Raw genomic sequence first — 22,701 nt, forward strand, 5'->3', positions numbered from 1 at the left:
GCACCGTCAGACATGAACGATACCTGGGCAGGATCCGGTGCGCGCGGGAGGACAGGCAGTGGACTTCACCTTCACCGAGGAGCAGCAGGCCGCCGTCGAAGCAGCAAAGGCCGTGTTCGCGGATGTCGCACCCGACAGCGTGCCCAGTCCCGCGCTCACGCCCCGGGCCGTCGCCGACGACTTCGACCGGGCGCTGTGGGCCAAGCTCGCTGAGTCCGATCTGCTGAGCCTGGTCCTCACCGAGGAGCACGGCGGCGCCGGTCTGGACACCGTCGCCCTGTGCCTGGTGCTGCGCGAGGCCGCGAAGGTCCTGGCCCGGGTGCCGCTGCTGGAGCACTGCGCCACCGCCATGGCCGTCCAGGCCCACGGCAGTCCCGAACTGGCCGCCGCCCTGCTGCCCGGCGCCGGGCGTGGAACGCTGGTGCTCACCGCGGCCGCGCACGGCCGAACCGGCCACGACCCGGCCGAACTCGCCGTCATTGCCCACCGCTCCGGCGGGGAATGGTCCCTCGACGGCACACAGACCGCCGTGCCCTGGGCTCAGAACGCCGACTGGATCGCTGTACCGGCCCACACCGGCGAGGGCGAGGCGGTCCTCGCGCTCGTCCCGCGTACCGCCGACGGCCTCACCCTCGCCGACCAGTACTCCACCAGCGGGGAACGCCTCGCCGAAGCCACCCTGGACGGCGTGCGGGTGCCGGCGGCGCACCTCATCGACGATCCCGAGGCATGGGAGCGGCTCCGCCAGCTCCTCGCCACCGGGACGTGCGCCCTCGCGCTCGGCCTCGGCGAGGGCGTTCTCACCATGACCAGCCGATACACCGGCAAGCGCGAACAGTTCGGCTTCCCGGTGGCCACCTTCCAGGCCGTCGCCGTCCAGGCCGCCGACCGTTACATCGACCTGCGGGCCATGGAGGTCACCCTCTGGCAGGCCGCCTGGCGGCTCGACACCGCGACCGGTGGCGCCGGCGGTCCGCTGCCGAGCTCCGGGGATGTCGCGGTCGCGAAGATCTGGGCCTCGGAGGGGGTGCGGCGGGTCGTGCAGACCGCCCAGCACCTGCACGGCGGCTTCGGCGCCGACACCGACTACCCGCTGCACCGCTACCACGCATGGGCCAAGCAGCTGGAGCTCCAGCTCGGCCCGGCGGCCGCACACGAGGAGGCCTTGGGCGACCTGCTGGCCGCTCACCCCCTCGGCTGATGCCGGGCCGGGCCCGGCCGCTACAGCACGTAGGCCGGGCCGGGGTTCCCCTCGTCCGTCACCATCGGGCGCCCGGCGCCGTCCCACGCCTGCATCCCGCCGTCGACGTTGACGGCGTCGATGCCCTGGCGCACGAGGTACTGGGTGACCTGCGCGGAACGCCCGCCCACCCGGCACATCACGTGCACCCTGCGACCGTCCTCGACGGCCTCTGTGAGCTCACCGAAACGGGCCACGAAGTCGCTCATCGGGATGTGCAGAGCGCCCTCGACATGGCCGGCCGCCCATTCGTCGTCCTCACGGACGTCGAGGACAAAGCCTTCGGAGGGCACCGCGGCGGCGTCCACCGAGGGAAGCGGTCCGAAGTTCATAGCTGTCGCCTTCTCTCATCGCAGATCTGCTGCCAACCTATCTGACCCGCCGACCCCCAGCCGCGCCCCAGACTCAGCCTCGCCGGCGTCTGAGGCGCGGGGTCTGGGGGGAGGGTCTGGGGCGGAGCCTCAGGTAGCCCGGGCGCGGCCCGGCGCCGCTCGCGCAACGGCGCCGCACCGAACACGCGTGCCCCGCGACCAGCCCCCGCCCGCCGACCCTCACGGAGTGACAAGGCTCGCCAGTTCCGCCTCCCGCTCGGACACCTGCCCCAGCAGCTGCTCGGCGATCTCCTCCAGCAGCCGGTCCGGGTCCTCGGGAGCCATCCGCAGCATCGACCCGATCGCACTGTCCTCCAGCTCCCGCGCCACCAGCGACAGCAGTTCCTTGCGCCGCGCCAGCCACTCCAGCCGGAGGTACAGCTCCTCGGTCTCGCTCGGGCCGGCGTCCTCGGGCGCCGGCCCGGCCGCCCATTCCTCGGCAAGCTCGCGCAGCTGCTGCTCCTCGCCCCGTCCGTACGCGGCGTTCACCCGCGCCATGAAGGCGTCGCGCCGCTCGCGCTCGGTCTCGTCCTGGGCGAGGTCCGGGTGCGCCTGGCGCACCAGCTCGCGGTAGAGGCGGCGCACCTCTTCCGAGGGGCGCACTCGCTCCGGCGGCCGCACCGACCGGTCGGTGAGCATCGCGGAAGCGTCGTCGGACATCCCGTCCGAGCCCAGCCAGTCGTGGAACAGCTCCTCCACACCCGGCATCGGCATGACCAGCGCCCGTGCTTCCGCGGCCCGCCGCGCATCCTCGGGATCCCCGGTACGAGCCGCCTTCGCCTCGGCGATCAAGGCGTCCAGCTCGTCGAGCCGCGAGTACATCGGGCCGAGCTTCTGGTGGTGCAGGCGGGAGAAGTTCTCCACCTCCACCCGGAAGGTCTCCACCGCGATCTCGAACTCGATCAGCGCCTGCTCGGCGGCGCGCACGGCCCGCTCCAGGCGCGCCTCCGGACGCTCCTCGCCGGAGGCGCCGGAAGCACCAGGGACTGTCTGCTCAGGCTGCTCGGTCTGCTCGCTCACCCGGCCAGCCTAGGGGGTGTCCGGGTGATCATGACCAGGCCAGGCCCACCGGCGCACCTCGAGCCGGCCCCGGGGATGTTTCACGTGAAACATCCCCGCGGAATCCCGCCGCGAAGAACCCGCGGCGCAGCGCTCCCGGCTACGCCCGCACCGCCCTGGCCGGCCCGGGGGCCCGCACCGCCGGCACCGCCCGCACCGCCCGCACCGCCAGCACCGCCGGCACCGCCGGCACCGCCGGCACCGCCCGCCGCGAGGCGACCGGCTCAGACTCCGGCCTCCGCCGCGATCCGCCCCGACCTCACGGCCGCCACCAGGTCGGCGTGGTCCGCCTCGGTCCGGTCGGCGTACGCCACCGCGAAGGCGGCCATCGCCTCGTCCAGTTCCTCGTTCTTCCCGCAGTACCCGGCCAGCAGCCGCGGATCGGCGCTGTGCGCGTGCGCCCGGGCCAGCAGAGCGCCGGTCATCCGCCCGTAGTCGTCGATCTGCTCGACGGTCAGCGCCGCCGGATCGACACTGCCCTTGCGGTTGCGGAACTGCCGCACCTGGAAGGGTCGGCCCTCCACCGTGGTCCAGCCCAGCAGGCTGTCCGAGACGACCTGCATCCGCTTCTGGCCCGCCACCACCCGGTGGCCCTCGTGCTCCTCCGCCGCCGATACGAAGCCCAGCGCCGGCAGGTACGGCAGCAGCGCCGAGGGCCGCGCCTCCTTCACCTGGAGCACCAGCGGCTGACCCCGGTGATCCAGCAGCAGCACCACGTACGACCGGGTGCCGACGCTGCCGGTCCCCACCACGCGGAACGCCACGTCGTGGATCGCGTACCGGGCCAGCAGCGGCAGCCGGTCCCCCGGCAACGTCTGGAGGTACGGGCCCAGCGCGGCCGCCACAGCCGCCGCCTCCCCGTCCCCGACCCTGCGCAGCACCGGCAGCGCGTCGACGAAGCACCGTCCCCCGTCTGGCCCCACCTGGGTCGACTTCGCGGCGAACCGGGCGGAGGTATTGTTCCGGGCCTTCTCCGAGACCCGCTCCAGGGTGCCGAGGAGATCCCGGGCATCGGCGTGCGAGACCAGCTCCTCGTCCGCGATGGCGTTCCACGCGTCGAGTGCGGGCAGTCTGGCCAGCAGCCGCATGGTGCGCCGGTACGTTCCCGCCGCGTCCAGCGCCGCCGCCCGGCAGATGTCCTCATCGGCGCCGACCAAGCGCCCGGCCAGGACCAGCGAGGTCGCCAGCCGCTTCACGTCCCACTCCCACGGGCCGAACACGGTCTCGTCGAAGTCGTTCAGGTCGATGACGAGACGGCCGCGCGCATCCCCGTACAGACCGAAGTTCGCCGCGTGGGCGTCTCCGCAGATCTGCGCGCCGATCCCGGTCACGGGGCCTGCGGACAGGTCGTGCGCCATCAACCCGGCGGCCCCGCGCAGGAACGCGAAGGGGTTCGCGGCCATCCGGCCCACCCGTATCGGCGTCAGCTCGCGGACCCGCCCGGCGTTGGACTCCTCCACCGCCCGCACGGCGTCCGGCCGTCCGGCCGGCGCCTCGAAGCCGGCGTGGGACGACCGCGGCACGCGTGCGCGCCGCGCCTTGCCCTCCTCCTTCGGCGAACCCTGCGCCACCCGTGGCGCGAACCCCGCCACGTCCGGTATCCGCTGCCCCGCTACCGCCGCCATCCGCGCCGCCCCCGCCCGTATCCGACCGGTCGTGACCGGCCAGTGATCGCCTTCAGAACGGCCTGACCGTATCTACAGCCCGGCGTCCCTGGCCAGCAGCGCCGCCTGCACCCGGTTCTCGCATCCGAGCTTCGCCAGGATCCGGCTGACGTACGTCTTCACGGTCGCCTCGCTCATGTGCAGCCGCCGGCCCGCGTCCGCATTGGACAGGCCCTCCCCCAGCAGCGCCAGCACCCCGCGCTCCCGCTCGCTGAGTTCCGCCACCTGCCGCCGTGCTTCGTCACCGCGCACGGCGGCCTTCCCCGACGCCAGCTGGTCCACCACGTGCCGCGTCGCGGCGGGCGAGAGATACGCGTCCCCGGCCGCCGCCGCCCGGACCGCTCCGATCAGTTCGCCGGGCGCCGAGTCCTTCAGCAGGAATCCCGCACCGCCCTGGCCGAGCGCCCGCAGCACGTTCTCCTTCTCGCCGAAGGTGGTCAGGATCAGCGCCCGCACCTCCGGCGCGGCCCGCCGCAGCTCTCCCAGCGCGGTCAGCCCGTCCATGACCGGCATCTGGATGTCCAGCAGCATCACGTCCGGCGCGTGTGCGCGGGCCAGGTCCACGGCCTCACGGCCGTTCGCCGCCTCCGCGACGACCTCGATGTCCGGCGCCGAGGTCAGGATCATCCTGATCCCGGCCCGGATCAGCGGCTCGTCGTCAGCGATCACCACTCGGATCACTTTGGCTGTCACCCCGCGCTCCTACTGCTTGGCCTCGTAGGCCTGCTTGTCCACGAGCTTGCCGTCCTTGAAGCAGAACCGGAAAATCAGATCGGTTCCCAGGTCGCTCGGCTGATCCGTCGACAACAGCGCCAGACACTCCGAACCCTCGGGTCGCGGCGGCCCCTTCCGGTCCGCACCCGCCGTCAGGATGTTGTCTCCCTTGGGCAGTTTGTCGCGGACATCCCGCTCGGGCTGGCCCACGTGTACGGCGTCGAACTCGTCCCGGTGAATCATCGCGTCGTTCGCCGTGCCCAGTATCAGCGCCACCCCGGCGCCCATCACGATCACCAGCAGCACCAACGCCGCGACCGCGATCCCGCAGCCCAGGGCGACACCCCCGGTCCGGCTGCGTCCGCGTACGACGAGCTCCCGGTCCACCGCCTCCCAGTCCATCGGCGGGGCGCCCTTGAGACCCCACGCCTGCTGCCCGAAGTCGTCGGCCACCTCCTCGACCCCCGCGGGCTCCGCCCCGTACGGCAACACGCCCGCCACCCGGAACCCGCCGTCTTCGGTCGTCCCCGCGTGCACCATCCCGCCGACCAGCCGCGCCCGTTCGCGCAGCCCCGTCAGACCCTGGCCGCCCGATACCACCTCGCCGGAGTCCGGGCCGGCCGCCGGGCCGTTGGCGATCTCCACCACCAGCGAGTCGTCCTCGTACCGCAGCTCCACGGTGATCGGCGCCCCCGGAGCGTGCTTGTACGCATTCGTCAGGGCCTCCTGCACGATCCTGTAGGCCGCGTGGTCGCACGCCGCGACCAGCGGCCGGGGCTGCCCCGACGTACTCATCCGCACGTCGGTCCCCGAGCCCCGCGCCGCCTCCACCACTGCCGCGATCCCGGCCACGCCGCGCGCCGCGGGCTGCGCCTCCTCGACCGGAGTCGGCGCCTCCACGCCGTCGCGCAGAATGCCGACGACCTCGCGCAGTTCGTGCATCGCCGCCACCGAGGCCTGCCGCAGCAGGGTCAGTGCCACCACGACGACGGCGCCGGCCACCATCCGCCGTCCGGAGCCGTTGTCGAGCTCGTCGACGCCGAGGCCGAGCACGGCCAGGACCCCGGCCAGTGCCAGGTCCCCCGCCAGCATCCGCCCGGTCCAGGGCTCAGGCCCCTTCAGCCAGTTCCAGCCCGCCCGCATCCTCGCCGTCGCATCCACGCGACGACCCTAGACACCCGGGCAGGCCGCAGGCCGCCCTCTTTCGTCGCACCCCGCATGACGAAAGTCGGACGGCCGACGAAGAGCTCGATCAGGGCCGGAACGTGATGGGGTCAGTAGCGGTAGTGGTCGGGCTTGTAGGGGCCGTCGGCGTCGATGCCGATGTAGGCGGGCCTGCTCGGGGCGCAGGCGTGCGTCTACGGCGGGACCATGGCCATCGCCAACGAGCGCCGCTACGGAACGCTGGGCGCCGTCCTGCTCAGCCCGCGCAGCCGCACCCTCCTGTGGCTCGGCCGCGCCCTGCCCTACATCGCCAACGGCGTCCTGGTCACCGTGGTCAACCTCACTGCCGGCAACGGGCGCCCGCTCGGCCTCACGGACACCGGAGCCGGCCTGCTTCCCGCCCTCGCCGTCGAAGCGGCGGTCGGTCTCGGCTACCTGCTCGCCGCGATCTTCCTGCTGCACCATTTCGAACGCAGCAGCCGCCGCCGCGCCACCCTCGACACCCTCTGACCCGCCGACCACCCGACGTGACACGCCACGGCTCCGCCGGACCCGGAGACCCACGGTCCGGGAAACACGAAACGGCCGCCACCGCTTTCGCGATGACGACCGTTCGTCGATGTGGGCGAGGGGGGATTTGAACCCCCACGTCCCGAAGGACACTGGCACCTGAAGCCAGCGCGTCTGCCGTTCCGCCACTCGCCCGAGCAGCGTCCCAGTGGTTCTTCCCTTGCGGGCCGTTCCCCTGGCGACGTCGAAACATTAGCACGGAGAACGGGGTGGAATCACATCGCTTTCCGCGCACCCCCGGGCCGGTGACCACGGCCCCTCCCGCACTCCGCTCCCGGTGCGGGACACTGTCCCTGGAGCGCCCCTACGATCCCTTGTGAGGACCAACACTCCTGCACGCAGGACCGATGGGGAACCAGCCGAATCCGCCACGCGTGGATACGATCAGTAAGCAGTACAGGGCGACAACGACGGAGGAGGTGCCCCATGGGAGTCCTGAAGCGGTTCGAGCAGCGACTCGAAGGTCTGGTGAACGGCACCTTCGCCAAGGTGTTCAAGTCCGAGGTCCAGCCGGTGGAGATCGCCGGCGCCCTCCAGCGGGAGTGCGACAACAACGCCACCATCTGGAACCGCGAGCGGACCGTCGTACCCAACGACTTCATCGTGGAACTCAGCGCTGGCGACTACGACCGCCTGAGCCCCTACTCGGGGCAGCTCGGCGACGAGCTCGCGGGCCTCGTCCGCGACTACGCCAAGCAGCAGCGCTACAGCTTCATGGGCCCCATCAAGGTCACCCTGGAGAAGGCCGACGACCTCGACACCGGTCTCTACCGGGTTCGCAGTCGCACCCTCGCCTCCAGCACCTCCCAGCCGCAGGCACCCCAGGGTCAGCCGGCCGTGCAAGGCGGATACGGCTACCCCCCGGTGGGCGCCCCGCCCATGCCCGCCGGCCCGCCCCCGGGCGCCCCTGCGGGCCCCGGCGGACCCGGCGCCCGCCGGCCTGCCGCAAGCGGCCCCGGCGGACCCGCACCCGTACCGACCGCGGGCGCCACCCGGCGCCACTGGATCGAGATCAACGGCAACCGCCACCAGATCTCGCGCCCCACGCTCGTACTCGGCCGAAGCACGGAAGCCGACGTGCGGATCGACGACCCCGGCGTATCGCGCCGGCACTGTGAGATCCGGACCGGAACGCCCTCGACGATCCAGGATCTCGGGTCCACCAACGGCATCGTGGTGGACGGGCAGCACACCACCCGCGCTACGCTCCGCGACGGCTCGCGGATCGTCGTGGGCAGTACCACCATCATTTACCGACAAGCCGAAGGGTGAAGCGGGGGCAATGTCAGAGCTGACCCTGACGGTCATGCGGTTGGGTTTCCTAGCCGTTCTGTGGCTGTTCGTCATCGTGGCCGTCCAGGTCATCCGCAGCGACCTCTTCGGAACGAGAGTCACGCAGCGCGGCTCCCGCCGCGGCGGCGCGACCAGCGCACCGCAGCAGGCGGGCCGGCAGGCCGCGCCACCGCAGCAGCGCCAGCGCCGCGGTGCGCCCACCAAACTCGTCGTGTCCGAGGGCACCCTCACGGGAACCACGGTGGCCCTCGCCGGCCAGACGATCACGCTGGGCCGCGCCCACGACTCCACCATCGTGCTGGACGACGACTACGCGTCCAGCCGCCATGCCAGGATCTATCCCGACCGTGACGGTCAGTGGATCGTCGAGGATCTCGGGTCCACCAACGGCACGTATCTCGACCGGACCCGGCTGACCACCCCGACGCCCATTCCGCCGGGCGCCCCGATCCGCATCGGCAAGACCGTCATCGAGCTGCGGAAGTAGTACGAGAATGAGCGAGCGGAGCGAGCGAGCCGCGGCGATCCGTCCCACCGAGGACACGGACCCGAGCGCGCTCTCGACCGGAGGGTGGGCAGTGTGGCTCGAGACCGGTTGTACCCGGAGGAAGCGTCGACTGGGCAGGTGCGCATGAGTCTGTCCCTGCGGTTCGCCGCCGGATCGCACAAGGGCATGATCCGCGAGGGGAACGAGGACTCCGGCTACGCCGGGCCCCGTCTCCTCGCGATCGCCGACGGAATGGGAGGCCAAGCCGCCGGCGAGGTCGCCAGCTCCGAGGTGATCTCCACCCTCGTGCAGCTCGACGACGACGTCCCGGGCTCCGACATCCTCACCTCCCTGGCCACCGCCGTGCAGCGGGCCAACGACCAGCTGCGCGTCATGGTCGAGGAGGACGCCCAGCTGGAGGGCATGGGCACCACGTTGACCGCCCTCCTGTGGACCGGCCAGCGCCTCGGCCTGGTCCACGTCGGCGACTCACGGGCCTACCTGCTCCGCGACGGCGTCCTGACCCAGATCACCCAGGACCACACCTGGGTGCAGCGCCTCGTCGACGAGGGCCGCATCACCGAAGAGGAAGCCACCACCCACCCGCAGCGCTCCCTGCTGATGCGAGCGCTGGGCAGCGGCGACATCGTCGAGCCCGACCTCTCCATCCGGGAGGTCCGCGCCGGTGACCGCTACCTGATCTGCTCCGACGGGCTCTCCGGCGTCGTCTCCCACCAGACCCTGGAAGAGACCCTCGCCGACTACCACGGGCCCCACGAGACCGTGCAGGCCCTCATCCAGCTCGCGCTGCGCGGCGGCGGACCCGACAACATCACCTGCATCGTCGCCGACGTCCTCGACACCGACAGCGGCGACACCCTGGCCGCCCAGCTGAACGACACCCCGGTCGTCGTCGGCGCGGTCGCGGAGAACCAGCACCAGCTCTTCGACGGCGGCAACGCCATGCAGACCCCGGCCGGACGCGCCTCGGGCCTGGGCCGCCAGGCCCCGCCGCCCCCCGGTGCCTTCGGCCCGCCCGGCAGCGGCGAGAGCCCCGGCTACGGCTACTCCGACCAGGGCCAGGGCGGCGGCGGGTACGGCAGCTTCGGCGAAGCCGACGCCTACGACGCCGACTCCGGCTACGAGGACACGTACGACCACCCCCGCAGGCGCCGCAGCAAAGGGCGCAAGTGGACCACCCGTACGCTGATCCTGCTCCTCGTCGCCGGCGCCATCGGCGGCGGCCTCTACGCCGGCTGGCGCTGGACCCAGACCCAGTACTACGTCGGCGTCAAGGGCGAGCACGTCGCGCTCTTCCGCGGACTCAGCCAGAAGCTCGGGCCGCTGGAGCTCTCCAAGGTGGAGACCGACCGGCCCGACATCGAACTGAAGTACCTGCCGCCCTTCAAGCGCAAGCTGGTCATGGCCACCATCAGCGAAGGCAGCCTCGACGGCGCCCGCGAGAAGATCGACGAGCTCGGCGTCCAGGTCTCCGCCTGCAAGAAGGACGAGGAACGCCGCAACGCCGAGGCCCAGAACAGCCCAACACCCGGCCCCGGCCTGACTCCTGCGGAGCAGCAGCTGGTCAGCCTGTGCGGAAAGCAGTAGACACACGCGGGCACAGGGGGCCCGCCACACCATGAGCGTTGTCACCAACACGACCACCATCGGCGCCATCGAGCTGCCGAGCCGGCGGAACACCGAGCTCCTGCTGCTCGGTTTCGCCGTGGTCATCCCGATCTTCGCCTACGTCAACGTGGGCCTCGCGATCGACGGCAAGCTGCCGCCGGGCGTGCTGCTGTACGGCCTCGGCTTCGCCGCGCTCGCCGGGGCCGCGCACCTCGTCGTGCGCCGGTTCGCCAAGTACGCCGACCCACTGCTGCTGCCGCTGGCCGCCCTCCTCAACGGGCTCGGCCTCGTGCTCATCTGGCGCCTGGACCAGTCCGACCGGCTCCAGAACCTCGCCATTCGCTCCTACGGCGCCTTCTCCCCCTCCGCGCCCAACCAGATGCTCTACACGGCGCTGGCCGTCGCCCTGTTCGTCGCCGTCCTGCTGCTACTCAAGGACCACCGCGTCCTGCAGCGGTTCACGTACATCTCCATGGCCGGCGCCCTGATCCTGCTGATCCTGCCCGTCATCCCGGGCCTGGGCGCCGACGTCTTCGGCGCCAAGATCTGGATCAGCGTCGGCGGGTTCTCCATCCAGCCCGGTGAGTTCGCGAAGATCGTCATCGCGATCTTCTTCGCCGGCTACCTGATGGTGAAGCGCGACGCCCTGGCCCTCGCCAGCCGCCGCTTCATGGGTCTCTACCTGCCGCGCGGCCGCGACCTCGGTCCCATCCTGATGATCTGGGCGATGAGCCTGCTCGTCCTCGTCTTCGAGAACGACCTCGGCACCTCGCTGCTCTTCTTCGGCATGTTCGTGATCATGCTGTACGTCGCCACCGAGCGCACCAGCTGGATCGTCATCGGCCTGCTCATGTCGGTGGGCGGCGCCGTCGTCGTGGCCTCCTTCGCCAGCCACGTCAAGGTCCGCGTCACCGCCTGGCTCGACCCCTTCGCCTGCTACGCCACCTCCGGAGCCTGCGAGCAGGTCGGCCAGTCGATCATGAGCTTCGGCTCCGGCGGTGTCCTCGGCGCCGGCTGGGGACAGGGCAACTCCGACCTCATCGGATTCGCCGCCAATTCCGACTTCATCTTCTCCACCGTCGGTGAAGAGCTCGGGCTCACCGGTGTGATGGCCTTCCTCCTGCTCTACGGGCTCATCATCGAGCGGGGCGTCCGCACGGCGCTCGCCGCCCGCGACCCCTTCGGCAAGCTCTTCGCCATCGGCCTCTCCGGCGCCTTCGCCCTGCAGATCTTCGTCGTCGCCGGCGGAGTGATGGGCCTCATCCCCCTCACCGGCATGACGATGCCCTTCCTCGCCTCCGGCGGCTCCTCCGTCCTCGCCAACTGGATCCTCATCGCCGTCCTCATCCGGATCAGCGACACCGCACGCCGCCCCGCACCGGCCCCCGCCCCGTCCCCCGACTCCGAGATGACCCAGGTGGTCCGACCGTCATGAACAAGCCCCTGCGCCGCATCTCGCTGTTCTGCGGGCTGCTCGTCCTCGCGCTGCTGATCCGGACCAACTGGCTGCAGTACGTCCAGGCCGAGGAACTCAGCACGCGCAAGGAGAACCGCCGGGTCCAGATCGCCCAGTACGCCACCGAACGCGGCAACATCATCGTCAAGGGCGTGCCCATCACGGGCTCCACCGTCACCGACGGCAGCGACTACAAGTACAAGCGGACCTATGTCAACGGCGCCCTCTGGGCGCCCGTCACCGGGTACGCCTCGCAGGCCTACGGCTCCACCCAGCTCGAATCCCTCGAAGACGGCATCCTCACCGGCAACGACGACCGGCTCTTCTTCGACCGCACCATCGGCATGTTCACCGGCGAGAAGAAGCAGGGAGGCAACGTCGTCACGACGCTCGAACCCGCCGCCCAGCAGGCCGCCTACGACAAGCTCGGCAACAGGAAGGGCGCGGTCGCCGCGATCGACCCGCGCACCGGCGCCATCCTCGCGCTGGTCAGCACCCCCTCCTACGACCCCTCCGCCTTCGCCGGCAACTCGAAGAACGACGAGAAGGCCTGGGGCGCGCTCAAGGACAGCGAGGACAAGAACCTCGTCAACCGCGCCCTGCGCGAGACCTACCCGCCCGGCTCCACCTTCAAGGTCGTCACGGCCGCCGCGGCCCTTGAGCAGGGTGTCGTCAAGGAGATCGACGACCCGACGGACACCCCCGAGCCGTACATCCTGCCCGGCACGAAGACGCAGCTGCCCAACTCCCACACCGGGTGCGAGAAGGCCAGCCTCAACGAGGCCATGCGCATCTCCTGCAACTCCGTCTTCGCGAACCTGGGCGACAAGGTCACCCGCGACAAAATGGTGGAAACCGCGGAGAAGTTCGGCTTCAACAACGACAAGATCGACATCCCCGTACGCGCCTTCGCCAGCATCTACGACAAGAAGATGGGCAGGGACGGCAACGCCCAGAGCGCCATCGGCCAGTTCAACACCGCCGCCACACCGCTCCAGATGGCCATGGTCACCGCCGCCATCGCCAACGACGGCAAGCTGATGAAGCCGTACATGGTCGACCATCTCACCGCCCCCAACCTCGACGTCGTCGAGAAGCACGAGCCGCAGGAGATGAGCCGGCCGCTCAACGCGGCCAACGCGCAGAAGCTCCAGCAGATGATGGTCAACGTCGTCGAGAAGGGCACCGGCCAGAACGCCAAGATGAAGGACGTCACGGTCGGTGGCAAGACCGGAACCGCCCAGCACGGCGAGGGCAACAAGAAGCGCCCCTACGCCTGGTTCATCTCCTACGCCCAGCTGCCCGACGGCACCTCCCCGGTCGCCGTCGCCGTCGTCATCGAGGACAGCGACGCCGACCGCGACGACATCAGCGGCGGCGGCCAGGCCGCACCCGTGGCCAAGGCCGTCATGGAAGCCGTACTCAAGAGCCGGGGATGACCGGCCGGCCCGGGGTGACCTACCTCACTGCTCCCGGCCGGATCGGAGCGTACGGTACCGGTCCGGTATCAGCCGGTGGTCACGAACCGATCACCGACGATCGGCCGGTAGCCTTTGCGCGAACAGCACACCGCCGGACCACACACAGGTGCGGTCGGGACTGACGGAGAGGGCTGCAACGTTATGGAAGAGCCGCGTCGCCTCGGCGGCCGGTACGAGCTGAGCCACGTGCTCGGCCGTGGTGGCATGGCCGAGGTCTACCTCGCCCACGACACCCGGCTCGGCCGTACCGTCGCCGTCAAGACCTTGCGCGCCGACCTCGCCCGCGACCCGTCCTTCCAGGCCCGGTTCCGGCGCGAGGCCCAGTCGGCCGCGTCGCTGAACCACCCGGCGATCGTCGCTGTCTACGACACCGGCGAGGACTACGTCGACAACATCTCCATCCCCTACATCGTGATGGAGTACGTCGACGGATCCACCCTGCGCGAGCTCCTGCACTCCGGCCGCAAACTGCTGCCCGAGCGCACCCTGGAAATGACCATCGGCATCCTCCAGGCCCTCGAGTACTCCCACCGCGCCGGCATCGTCCACCGCGACATCAAGCCCGCCAACGTCATGCTGACGCGCACCGGGCAGGTCAAGGTCATGGACTTCGGCATCGCCCGCGCCATGGGCGACTCCGGCATGACCATGACCCAGACCGCGGCCGTCATCGGCACCGCCCAGTACCTCTCTCCCGAGCAGGCCAAGGGCGAACAGGTCGACGCGCGCTCCGACCTCTACTCCGCCGGCTGCCTGCTCTACGAACTCCTCAGCGTCCGGCCCCCGTTCGTCGGCGACTCCCCCGTGGCCGTCGCCTACCAGCACGTACGGGAAGAGCCCCAGCCGCCGTCGAACTTCGACCCCGAGATCACGCCCGAGATGGACGCCATCGTCCTCAAGGCGCTGGTCAAGGACCCCGACTACCGCTACCAGTCCGCCGACGAGATGCGCGCGGACATCGAGGCCTGCCTCGAGGGCCAGCCCGTCGCGGCCGCCGCCTCCATGGGCGCCGCCGGCTACGGCTACGGCGACCAGGGCCACGGCTACGGGCAGCAGGGCTACGACCAGCCCACCACCGCCCTGCGCACCACCGACCCCGGCCAGACCTCGATGCTCCCGCCCATGCCCCCGGGCGACGGCGGATACGGCTACGGCGACCAGGGCCACGGCTACGACCAGGGCCCGCACCGCCGCCAGAACCAGAAGAAGAGCAAGGCGTCCACGATCCTGCTCGTGGCGGCCGGCATCCTCGTCCTCGTCGGCGCGATCCTCATCGGCCGCTCCCTCTTCAGCGGGGGCGCCGACAACCGTCCCGCCGTGCCCAAGCTCATCGGCGCGACCTTCGAACAGGCGCAGAAGAACGGCCAGAACGTCGGCCTCCAGGTGGTGAAGGCAGCCGACGAGCCCTGTGAAGGCCAGCCCAAGGGCAACGTCTGCAAGCAGGAACCCGCGGCCGACACCAAGGTCGACAAGAACTCCACCGTCAAGGTGTGGGTCTCCTCGGGCCCGCCCAAGGAACTGGTCCCCAACGTACTCAACATCGAGTACGAAGCGGCCGAGAAGGCCCTGAAGGAGAAGGGCTTCCAGGTCGAGCGCAAGGCCCAGGAGTCCGACCGCCCCGCCGGGATCGTCCTGGAGCAGAACCCGAAGAGCGGCGAGGCCGAAAAGGGCTCCGTCGTCACGCTGACGGTCGCCAAGGAGATCTCCAAGTCGGTGGTCCCGGACCTGATGGGCAAGACGAAGGAGCAGGCGGTCAAGCTGCTCTCGGACGCCAGGCTCAAGCTCGGCAGCACGACGGAGGTGGAGTCCCCCGCGGCCCCGCCGAAGACGATCATCGCGCAGCAGTACCCGGCGGGTGAGCAGGTCGAGGCGGGCAAGACGGTCAACGTGACCATCGCCAAGGCCGCGCAGCAGGTTCAGGTCCCGAACCTGGGCGGCAAGACGGTCGCCCAGGCCAAGCAGGAACTGGCGTCCAAGGGCCTGGTCTTCGGTCAGGTCCTCTCGGGCCCGACGGACGACAACGCGATCGTGATGATGTCCGACCCCGGCGCCGGTACGCCGGTGAACGCCGGCCAGGTCGTCAACGTCCGCACGACCGCCGGCCAGCAGGACGGCGGCAACGGTGGCAACGGCGGCTTCTTCGGCGGGCTCAGGGGCGGCGGCCGATAGCCACCCCGGTTCTCAGCTCTGCCGAGGTCCGGCCCCTCTCTTCGGAGAGGGGCCGGACCTTTTTCGTACGTGTCTTCATATGTACGAATTCGTTAGCCCGGACGGGGGTGGGGCATCGGGCTCCGCCCGGGAGGGACGGGTCATGATCAACGAATCGGTACTGCTGGAATCACGGACGATGCGCACGAGCGTTCTGGACCGGACGGAAGTGCTGGACAAGGTGAAGGCACTGTCGTTGCTGCCGGACGGGCTGCACGTGACGACGGCGATGGTGGCGGCGTACTACGAGGTCACCGAAGTCGTGATTCGCGCCCTGCTGTTCGACCACCGCGAGGAGCTTGAATCCAACGGCTACCGAGTTTTGACAGGTACGGAACTGAGTTACTTTAAGCAACTCAGTTACATGCAGTCACAGGCTCGGTCACTCGCCGTATTCCCCCGGCGGGCTGTCCTGAACGTCGGGATGCTGCTCCGGGACAGCGAAGTCGCACGTCAGGTGCGTACGTACCTCCTGGACACGGAGTACGCGGCCCGCACACGACCTGTGGATAACGTTATCCACAGGTCCCAGTCGGACGAGCTCGACGAGCGCATCGACGGCCGCATCACCGACGTACTCGGCAGGACCGTGGTGCCCATGCTGAACGTCCTCATCGAGACCTCCGGCGAGCAGCGCCGGGAGCTGATCTCCCTCCGGGAGGACGTCGAGCAGATCCAGCAGCGGCTCGTCGAGCACGACCTCCAGCTCAGCCGCCTCCAGCGCGGCCAGGACGTGAAGGCCCTCACCGGCGTCATCGGCACCATCGACGCCATGACGTGGAAGGAGTTCGAACTCCACGTCGCCGAGCTGCTGCGCCGCGACGGCTGCACCGACGTCGAGGTCTACGGCGGACACGGCGGTGACCGCGGGGTCGACATCAGGGCCAAGACCGCCGACGGTCGGACGGTGGCCGTGCAGTGCAAGAACTTCGCGCCCTTCCGGCACGTGCTCAGCGGGGAGATGCAGAAGTTCCTCGGCGCCTCCAAGGTGCTCCACAAGGCCGATGTGGCCCTCTACGTGGCCACGTGCGCCTTCACCCGGGAGTCCTTGGCCATCGCCGCCCAGGGAGGCGTCACGGCCGTCCACAGGGGCCTTCTGGAGGCGTGGAGCGCGGGCGTCCAGCTCCAGGTGCTGCGCTGATCTGACAGTGACAGCTTGTCTCTCTCAAACGGCGACCTGTCCACAGGCACATGACTGGCGTAGCTGAAGGAAGCCGGTCAGCGAAGCTCCGCCGGAACCGTCCGCTTCGCGTCCACCTTCTCCGTCCGGACCAGCTCGCCCCAGACGATGTACCGGTACTTCGACGTGTACACCGGGGTGCAGGTCGTCAGGGTGATGTACCGGCCCGGAGTGGTCTTGCCGGAGTCCTTCGGGACGGGGTTGATCACGTCCACGTTGTACTTCGACGTCTGGCGCAGTTCCGCGAAGACCTTGTACACGTACCAGGTGTCCCGCGTCTCGAAGACGATCGCGTCGCCGTTCTTCACCTTGTCGATGTGGTGGAACTTCGCCCCGTGCCCGTCCCGGTGCGCCGCCAGCGTGAAGTTCCCCGTCTTGTCCCACGGGAGCGCGGACTTCACCGGCTCCGTGTAGTAGCCCGCCACGCCGTCGTCCAGGACGTCCGGCGCCGTGCCCGGCTTCACCAGGACCTCGCCGTTCCTCATCGCCGGTACGTGCAGGAAGCCGACGCCGTCCTTGGTGTCCAGGGCGCCCGGCTGCGCGGACCGCGACGGATCCGACGCGGCCGGCGTCTGCCACTGCCGGCGGATCTCTTCGCCCCGCGCCGATGCCTGCCGGTCCGCGAGCACGTTCGTCCACCACAGGGAGTAGGCCACGAACAGGGCCAGCACGAGGCCCGCCGTGATCAGGAGCTCGCCCAGCAGGCTCATGAAGCCCGCGAGCACACTGCGGTTGCGGGGCTGCGCTGCGGCGGCAGGGCGGTGGCGGGCGCGAGACACTGCTGATTCGTCCTTACGGCGGCTACGAGGAGGCTACGGCGGCTACGGCGGCGAGGTCGACTACGGCGGCTTTCGGGCGCTACGGGCTGGTCAGCGCGGGCGGCGGCCCCTCGCCGCGAGGGCGTTCACCGGTCATCCTCCCCCATACGATCATCCGGTAGGTGCTCGTGAACTCCGGGGTGCAGGTCGTCAGCGTGATGTACCGGCCCGCCGTGGTGAATCCCGACCCCTCCGGAACCGGTTTCAGCACGGACACGTTCGTCGGCGGCGTCTGCTGCAGCACCGAGGTCATCTCGTACGTGTAGTACGCGTCCCGCATCTCGACCACGATGGGATCCCCCGGCACCAGCCGGTTGATGTAGCGGAAGGGTTCGCCGTGGGTGTTCCGGTGGCCCGCCACCGCGAAGTTCCCCTGCTTGTCGGCCGGCATCGCCGTCTTCAGCGCGCCCTCGCCGTAGTGCCCGACCATCCCCCGGTCCAGCACCTTCGGCTTGCTGATGCCTTCCGCCACCGGCACCTTCACGTCCAGCTTCGGGATGTGCAGGATCGCGAAGCCCTGCCCCGGCTCGAACGCCGACGGCGGGGGCGCGGCGGCCGCGCCGCCCGGATCCCGCTCCCACGTCTGCTGGAGCGAGCCCGCCGCCCCGTTCGCCGTCCGTTCCGCCAGGAAGTTCGTGTACCAGAGCTGGTAGACGACGAACAGCAGCATCACCAGGCCCAGCGTGATGAACAGCTCCCCGCCCAGCCGGCTCGCGACCACCACCGGCCCGCCCGACACCGGCCGCCTGCGCCGGCGACCGCCCCGCCTCCGCGTGCGCTTCGCGGCCTCCTGAGCTGCCCTGCGCCGCGCGGCCCGCCCCTGCGTGGGCGCGGACGGCGCGAGGGCCGTCACGCGACGGCCTTGCCCACCACCGGGGCCAGCCCCACCGAGCGCTCCACCGCACCCGCGTCACCGCACCGCACCAGCCAGTTCGCGAGCATCCGGTGACCCCACTCGGTCAGCACCGACTCGGGGTGGAACTGCACACCCTCCACGTCGTGCTCCCGGTGCCGCAGCCCCATGATGATCCCGTCCTCGGTCCGCGCCGTGACCTCCAGCGCGTCCGGAAGGGTCAGCGGGTCGGCGGCGAGGGAGTGGTAGCGGGTCGCGGTGAAGGGCGACGGCAGCCCCGCGAAGACGCCCAGCCCCTCGTGCACCACGGGCGAGGTCTTGCCGTGCAGCAGCTCGGGCGCCCGGCCCACGACCCCTCCGTACGCGACCGCCATCGACTGCATGCCCAGGCACACGCCGAAGACCGGGACGTCCGTCCGCGCGCAGTGGCGGACCATGTCGACGCAGACGCCCGCTTCCTCCGGCGTCCCCGGGCCCGGGGAGAGGAGCACGCCGTCGAAGCCGTCCTGCGCGTGCGCGAGCTCCACCTCGTCGTTGCGCAGCACCTCGCATTCGGCGCCGAGCTGGTAGAGGTACTGGACCAGGTTGAAGACAAAGCTGTCGTAATTGTCGACAACAAGAATGCGCGCGCTCACGGAGTGGCTCCCGAGTCCTCGTCCACCGTCACATCATTGAACGGAAGGAGCGGCTCGGCCCACGGGAAGACGTACTGGAACAGTACGAACACCACCGCGAGGGCCAGTACGAGGGAGATCAGCGCGCGTACCCACGCGTTGCCCGGCAGATGCCGCCAGATCCAGCCGTACATGCCGTCCGCGTCCCTTTCGCTCCACGTACCGCAAGGGCGGTACGGCAACAGACTAAAGGCAGCGGCCCGGCGCCAGGGGTCACCCGGGCAAACCCTCCGGTCCGCCCTGCGCCTCCGTCCGGGTCCCGGTCAGTTCCGCCCAGACGACCAGCCGGTGGCTGTGGCCCCATTCGGGGTCACAGGTCGTCAGGGTCAGGTACCGGCCGGGGGCCGTGAACGGCGACTTCCGGGGAACGGGGGCGACCACCCCCACCTCGGTCGGCGACACGCGCAGCGGCCCGCCCCGGATCGTGTACGTGTACCAGGTGGTCGCGTCCTTGAGGATCACGGCGTCTCCCGGGCGCAGCCGCGGGAAGTCCTTGAAGGGATCGCCGTAGGTACGCCGGTGGCCCGCCACCGAGAAGTTCCCGGTGGCGCCGAGACGGCCGCTGCCCTCGTAGTGGCCCAGGCCCTTCTTCAGCAGATCGGTGCCCGTTCCCTCCAGGACCGGCTTGTTCCAGTCCGGGCCGAAGCGGGGGATGTACATCTCGGCGAAGGCCCGGCCCGCGGGGTAGTGCGCCGGCGCCTGCGGCTGAGGCGGCGGCGCCGAGGGCGCGGCCGGGGTCTGGGACGGGGACGCGGACGGAGGCGGGGACCCCGACGGCCGGGGGGCGGCCGCCGGGGCCTGCGCCCGCGCCTGGGCCGCCGCCGACCAGCGGTCGCGCAGCCGCTCCGTCTCCCCGTCCATGGCCCGGTCCGCCTTGGCCCCGGTCCACAGCAGTACGTACGCCACGAACAGCACGATCAGCGTGCCGGCCGTCAGGCACACCTCGCTGAACGTCCGTACCGCCCACCGCAGTACGACGTCAGGACGAAGGTTCCACGGGCTTCGCATAGTGGAGGTCCACTGTGCCGGAGTACCCCGGAAGTGTCAGCGCCTTGTGCTCGTCCACTTTCCACCCGAGGCCGTACGCGTTCACGTACAGCTGGTAGTTCTGCAGCGCCGGGGAGGCCGAGAGGGCCTTGCGCAGCGCGCCCGGGTCACCGACCGCCTCCACCTTGTACGGAGGCGAGTACACCCGGCCCTGGAGGATCAGCGTGTTGCCCACGCAGCGCACGGCGCTGGTGGAGATCAGCCGCTGGTCCATGACCTGGATGCCCTGGGCGCCGCCCTGCCAGAGGGCGTTCACGACGGCCTGGAGGTCCTGCTGGTGGATGACCAGGTCGTTGGGCTGCGGCTCGGGCACGTTGGGGATGCGGGCGGTGGCGTTCGGCGGTGCGTCGTCGAGGGTGACGGTCAGCCCCTTGCCGGACAGCTCCTCGGTGCCGGAGGCGGTGCGCAGGGCGGCCAGCCTGGCGTCTTCGGCCTTGGTGCTGCCGTCGTCGCGCTCGGCGAGGGCGTCCACCCGGCGGCGGACGGCTCCGGTGGTCTTCTCCAGCTCGGCGTTGTTGTGGCTGCGCTCCTCGATCAGGTCCGAAAGCCTGAGGAGCGAGGCGTCCGTGCGGATGTTCGTACCCTTGGAGGTGTTGAAGCTCGTGACGAAAATGAGGCCGGCCAGAGCGAAGACGGCGGCGGTCAGCAGCCGGACCGGTCTGAGCCGGCGACGGGGACCCGCGGAGGAGTCGTCGGAATTGCTCAACGTACCCTTCTCCTTCTACGCCACAGGTCCACTACGCTAACGGACGCCCGGGGCAGGCAAGGTCCCCAGCGCATCGACAGGAGAGCCCCTCGTGCCGAAGTCACGTATCCGCAAGAAGGACGACTACACGCCGCCGCCGTCTTCGAGGCAGCCGCAGTCGATCAGGCTGACGAACCGGAGCTGGGTCGCCCCGGTCATGCTGGCCTTCTTCCTGATCGGACTCGCGTGGATCGTCGTCTTCTACGTGACCGATACCCAGCTGCCCGTCGAGTCGCTGGGCAACTGGAACATCGTGGTCGGTTTCGGATTCATCGCAGCCGGATTCGGCGTTTCCACGCAGTGGAAGTAGCAGCAATCGACTCCTGAGGGAAGCTCTCCCCATGAGTTATCCACAGCGTCATCCACACCTGAGGAAAAGACAGAAGATCTGTGGATAACTCTGTGGAGAGTTGACGCCGGTGCGATGAGGTGACCGCTCAGGTGAGGGCGGTCAGCTCGGCCGTCCGGACCAGGATCACGGCCGCTGCCAGCAGGAACACGACCCCACAGGTCCCCCACTGGATGAGTGCGCGGTTCCTGCCGGTGGCGGGCCGGAGCATGCCCACACCCAGCAGCGCGCCGGTCACCAGACCGCCCACATGAGCCTGCCAGGACACGCTCACCGCCCCGCCGAGGGGCGCGAAGGTCAGGACCAGCATGAGCACGACCATGATGATCACTGGCCGCATCTCGTACCGCAGCCGGCGCGCCAGGACGACGGTGGCGCCGAGCAGGCCGAAGACGGCGCCGGACGCACCCAGGGTCGGGGTGTTCGGGGCGGTCAGCAGATAGACGAGGGCGCTGCCGCCCAGGCCGGACAGCAGGTAGACGGCGAGATAGCGGAGCCGGCCCAGGGCCGCTTCCAGCGGGCCGCCGATCACCCACAGGCCGATCATGTTGCCGATGATGTGCCACCACTCGACGTGCAGGAACACCGAGGTCAGCAGGCGGTGGTACTGGCCGGTGGCGACCCCTTCGAGGGGGGCGCCGACATACTCGACGTACTGGCCGAGCAGCTGGAGCTGGACCACGAGCGCCGGTGCGGCCAGGCCGGCGAGGAACACGGCGGCATTGACGCCGATCAGGATCTTGGTGACGAGGTGGGGGTCGTCCGCGACGACTCCGCCCGCCAGGGTGCGCGGCGCGTTCGCGACGGGACCGTGTCCGGTGCCGGAGCCGGAACGGACGCACTCCGGGCACTGGAAGCCGACCGAGGCGCTGACCATGCACTCGGGGCAGATCGGGCGCTCGCAGCGGGTGCAGCTGATGCCCGTGTCGCGGTCCGGGTGGCGGTAGCAGCCCGGCAGACGGTCGGTGTCCATCGGTCCCCTCGATCAGCGGCGGGACAGGGATGCGCCCCGCCGGTCCGGTATGTATCCAGGACGGACGGGCAGGGCGGAAAGGTTCCCGGGTCCGCGGGTTCCGGGATTCCCGGGCCCCCGGGTCACCGGGTCACCGGGTCACCGCTGCTCGATGACGACGGACTGGATGATCACGTCGTCGAGGGGGCGCTCGGTGCGCGGGTTGGTGGCGCTGCCGGCGATCTTGTCGACCACGGCCTGGCTGGCCTTGTCGGTGACCTCACCGAAGATGGTGTGCTTGCGCGTCAGCCAGGCGGTGGGGGCGACGGTGATGAAGAACTGGGAGCCGTTGGTGCCCGGGCCGGCATTGGCCATGGCGAGCAGGTAGGGCTTGGTGAAGGCCAGGTCGGGGTGGAACTCGTCGGCGAACTGGTAGCCGGGGCCGCCGGTGCCGTTGCCGAGCGGGTCGCCGCCCTGGATCATGAAGCCGCCGATGACGCGGTGGAAGACGGTGCCGTCGTACAGCGGGTCGGTGGTCTTCTGGCCGTCGGTGGGACGGGTCCACTCGCGGCCTCCGGTGGCGAGCTCCACGAAGTTGCGGACCGTCTTGGGAGCGAAGTTCGCCAGCAGCTCGATCTCGATGTCGCCGTGGCTGGTCTTCAGGGTGGCGTAGAGCTTGTCGGCCACGGATCTGCCTTCCTCAAGTCATCACTGTCGGTTCCAGATCCTCGCACGGTGAACCGCGCG

Annotated in this window: 22 protein-coding genes, 1 tRNA gene and 1 pseudogene; 10 read left to right on the top strand and 14 right to left on the bottom strand. The window is 70.3% G+C overall.

Going from position 1 to position 22,701, the window contains the following annotated elements; genetic code table 11:
- Positions 1–58: 58 nt before the first annotated feature.
- Positions 59–1,201 carry an acyl-CoA dehydrogenase family protein gene (locus tag ABZX75_RS06930; protein WP_355408654.1) on the top strand — a complete coding sequence of 381 codons (1,143 nt, stop codon included), beginning with the start codon at positions 59–61 and terminating at the stop codon, positions 1,199–1,201.
- A gap of 20 nt (positions 1,202–1,221) precedes the next feature.
- Here ABZX75_RS06930 and ABZX75_RS06935 read toward each other — a convergent pair whose 3' ends face one another.
- From ABZX75_RS06935 to ABZX75_RS06955, 5 genes are all read right to left on the bottom strand, one after another.
- Positions 1,222–1,572 carry a rhodanese-like domain-containing protein gene (locus ABZX75_RS06935; protein ID WP_355408656.1) on the bottom strand — a complete coding sequence of 117 codons (351 nt, stop codon included), beginning with the start codon at positions 1,570–1,572 and terminating at the stop codon, positions 1,222–1,224.
- Positions 1,573–1,791: 219 nt separating this feature from the next.
- Positions 1,792–2,631 (bottom strand): J domain-containing protein, encoded by an 840-nt coding sequence (locus ABZX75_RS06940; protein WP_355408658.1) that lies wholly within the window; start codon positions 2,629–2,631, stop codon positions 1,792–1,794.
- A 263-nt stretch (positions 2,632–2,894) separates the two neighbouring features.
- Positions 2,895–4,295 carry a DUF2252 domain-containing protein gene (locus ABZX75_RS06945; protein WP_355408660.1) on the bottom strand — a complete coding sequence of 467 codons (1,401 nt, stop codon included), beginning with the start codon at positions 4,293–4,295 and terminating at the stop codon, positions 2,895–2,897.
- A gap of 72 nt (positions 4,296–4,367) precedes the next feature.
- Positions 4,368–5,027, bottom strand: a complete 660-nt coding sequence (locus tag ABZX75_RS06950; RefSeq protein ID WP_355408662.1) for a response regulator transcription factor — start codon at positions 5,025–5,027, stop codon at positions 4,368–4,370.
- Positions 5,028–5,036: 9 nt separating this feature from the next.
- Positions 5,037–6,209 (bottom strand): ATP-binding protein, encoded by a 1,173-nt coding sequence (locus ABZX75_RS06955; protein ID WP_355408664.1) that lies wholly within the window; start codon positions 6,207–6,209, stop codon positions 5,037–5,039.
- Positions 6,210–6,419: 210 nt separating this feature from the next.
- On the opposite strand from ABZX75_RS06955, the gene ABZX75_RS06960 reads away from it, so the two are divergent.
- Positions 6,420–6,722, top strand: coding sequence for a hypothetical protein (locus ABZX75_RS06960; protein ID WP_355408666.1), 303 nt, complete (start codon positions 6,420–6,422; stop codon positions 6,720–6,722).
- Positions 6,723–6,834: 112 nt separating this feature from the next.
- Here ABZX75_RS06960 and ABZX75_RS06965 read toward each other — a convergent pair.
- Positions 6,835–6,917: transfer RNA gene (locus ABZX75_RS06965), tRNA-Leu, on the bottom strand.
- A 291-nt stretch (positions 6,918–7,208) separates the two neighbouring features.
- On the opposite strand from ABZX75_RS06965, the gene ABZX75_RS06970 reads away from it, so the two are divergent.
- The 7 genes from ABZX75_RS06970 to ABZX75_RS07000 all read left to right on the top strand — a co-directional run bounded on the left by ABZX75_RS06970 (position 7,209) and on the right by ABZX75_RS07000 (position 16,477).
- A complete protein-coding gene (locus ABZX75_RS06970; RefSeq protein ID WP_355408668.1) occupies positions 7,209–8,054 on the top strand; it encodes a DUF3662 and FHA domain-containing protein in 846 nt (281 codons plus the stop codon).
- Between the two features lie 10 nt (positions 8,055–8,064).
- Positions 8,065–8,562, top strand: a complete 498-nt coding sequence (locus tag ABZX75_RS06975; protein ID WP_215014477.1) for an FHA domain-containing protein — start codon at positions 8,065–8,067, stop codon at positions 8,560–8,562.
- A gap of 144 nt (positions 8,563–8,706) precedes the next feature.
- Positions 8,707–10,170, top strand: coding sequence for a PP2C family serine/threonine-protein phosphatase (locus ABZX75_RS06980; protein WP_355408671.1), 1,464 nt, complete (start codon positions 8,707–8,709; stop codon positions 10,168–10,170).
- 31 nt (positions 10,171–10,201) lie between these two features.
- Complete coding sequence (locus ABZX75_RS06985; protein ID WP_355408673.1) at positions 10,202–11,626, top strand: FtsW/RodA/SpoVE family cell cycle protein; 1,425 nt, start codon at positions 10,202–10,204, stop codon at positions 11,624–11,626.
- Positions 11,623–13,086 carry a penicillin-binding transpeptidase domain-containing protein gene (locus ABZX75_RS06990; protein WP_355408675.1) on the top strand — a complete coding sequence of 488 codons (1,464 nt, stop codon included), beginning with the start codon at positions 11,623–11,625 and terminating at the stop codon, positions 13,084–13,086. Before ABZX75_RS06985 ends, ABZX75_RS06990 begins: the two co-directional genes overlap by 4 nt.
- Positions 13,087–13,269: 183 nt before the next feature.
- Positions 13,270–15,297: a Stk1 family PASTA domain-containing Ser/Thr kinase gene (pknB, locus tag ABZX75_RS06995; protein WP_355408677.1), complete on the top strand. Its 2,028-nt coding sequence runs from the start codon at positions 13,270–13,272 to the stop codon at positions 15,295–15,297.
- 142 nt (positions 15,298–15,439) lie between these two features.
- A complete protein-coding gene (locus tag ABZX75_RS07000) occupies positions 15,440–16,477 on the top strand; it encodes a restriction endonuclease (RefSeq protein WP_355408679.1) in 1,038 nt (345 codons plus the stop codon).
- Between the two features lie 77 nt (positions 16,478–16,554).
- Here ABZX75_RS07000 and ABZX75_RS07005 read toward each other — a convergent pair whose 3' ends face one another.
- From ABZX75_RS07005 to ABZX75_RS07030, 6 genes and pseudogenes are all read right to left on the bottom strand, one after another.
- Positions 16,555–17,226 (bottom strand): class E sortase, encoded by a 672-nt coding sequence (locus ABZX75_RS07005; RefSeq protein ID WP_355409082.1) that lies wholly within the window; start codon positions 17,224–17,226, stop codon positions 16,555–16,557.
- Positions 17,227–17,374: 148 nt separating this feature from the next.
- Positions 17,375–18,055: pseudogene (locus ABZX75_RS07010) on the bottom strand (class E sortase); the annotation flags it as partial.
- A gap of 128 nt (positions 18,056–18,183) precedes the next feature.
- On the bottom strand, positions 18,184–18,822 hold the full coding sequence (locus ABZX75_RS07015) for an aminodeoxychorismate/anthranilate synthase component II (protein WP_355408681.1): 639 nt from the start codon (positions 18,820–18,822) through the stop codon (positions 18,184–18,186).
- Positions 18,819–18,995, bottom strand: coding sequence for a hypothetical protein (locus tag ABZX75_RS07020; protein ID WP_355408683.1), 177 nt, complete (start codon positions 18,993–18,995; stop codon positions 18,819–18,821). The genes ABZX75_RS07015 and ABZX75_RS07020 overlap by 4 nt, the downstream gene beginning before the upstream one ends.
- A 79-nt stretch (positions 18,996–19,074) precedes the next feature.
- Positions 19,075–19,869, bottom strand: coding sequence for a class E sortase (locus tag ABZX75_RS07025; RefSeq protein ID WP_355408685.1), 795 nt, complete (start codon positions 19,867–19,869; stop codon positions 19,075–19,077).
- A complete protein-coding gene (locus tag ABZX75_RS07030; RefSeq protein WP_355408687.1) occupies positions 19,841–20,614 on the bottom strand; it encodes a DUF881 domain-containing protein in 774 nt (257 codons plus the stop codon). The genes ABZX75_RS07025 and ABZX75_RS07030 overlap by 29 nt, the downstream gene beginning before the upstream one ends.
- A gap of 91 nt (positions 20,615–20,705) precedes the next feature.
- Here ABZX75_RS07030 and crgA point away from each other — a divergent pair, with 91 nt between their 5' ends.
- Complete coding sequence (gene crgA, locus ABZX75_RS07035; RefSeq protein WP_355408689.1) at positions 20,706–20,963, top strand: cell division protein CrgA; 258 nt, start codon at positions 20,706–20,708, stop codon at positions 20,961–20,963.
- 127 nt (positions 20,964–21,090) lie between these two features.
- Here crgA and ABZX75_RS07040 read toward each other — a convergent pair whose 3' ends face one another.
- A complete protein-coding gene (locus tag ABZX75_RS07040; protein ID WP_355408691.1) occupies positions 21,091–21,975 on the bottom strand; it encodes a rhomboid family intramembrane serine protease in 885 nt (294 codons plus the stop codon).
- Between the two features lie 138 nt (positions 21,976–22,113).
- Positions 22,114–22,641 (bottom strand): peptidylprolyl isomerase, encoded by a 528-nt coding sequence (locus ABZX75_RS07045; protein WP_355408693.1) that lies wholly within the window; start codon positions 22,639–22,641, stop codon positions 22,114–22,116.
- Between the last annotated feature and the right edge of the window lie 60 nt (positions 22,642–22,701).

Origin of the sequence: Streptomyces sp. NPDC003038 (assembly GCF_040611115.1) — a bacterium.
Taxonomy (GTDB): Bacteria; Actinomycetota; Actinomycetes; order Streptomycetales; family Streptomycetaceae; genus Streptomyces.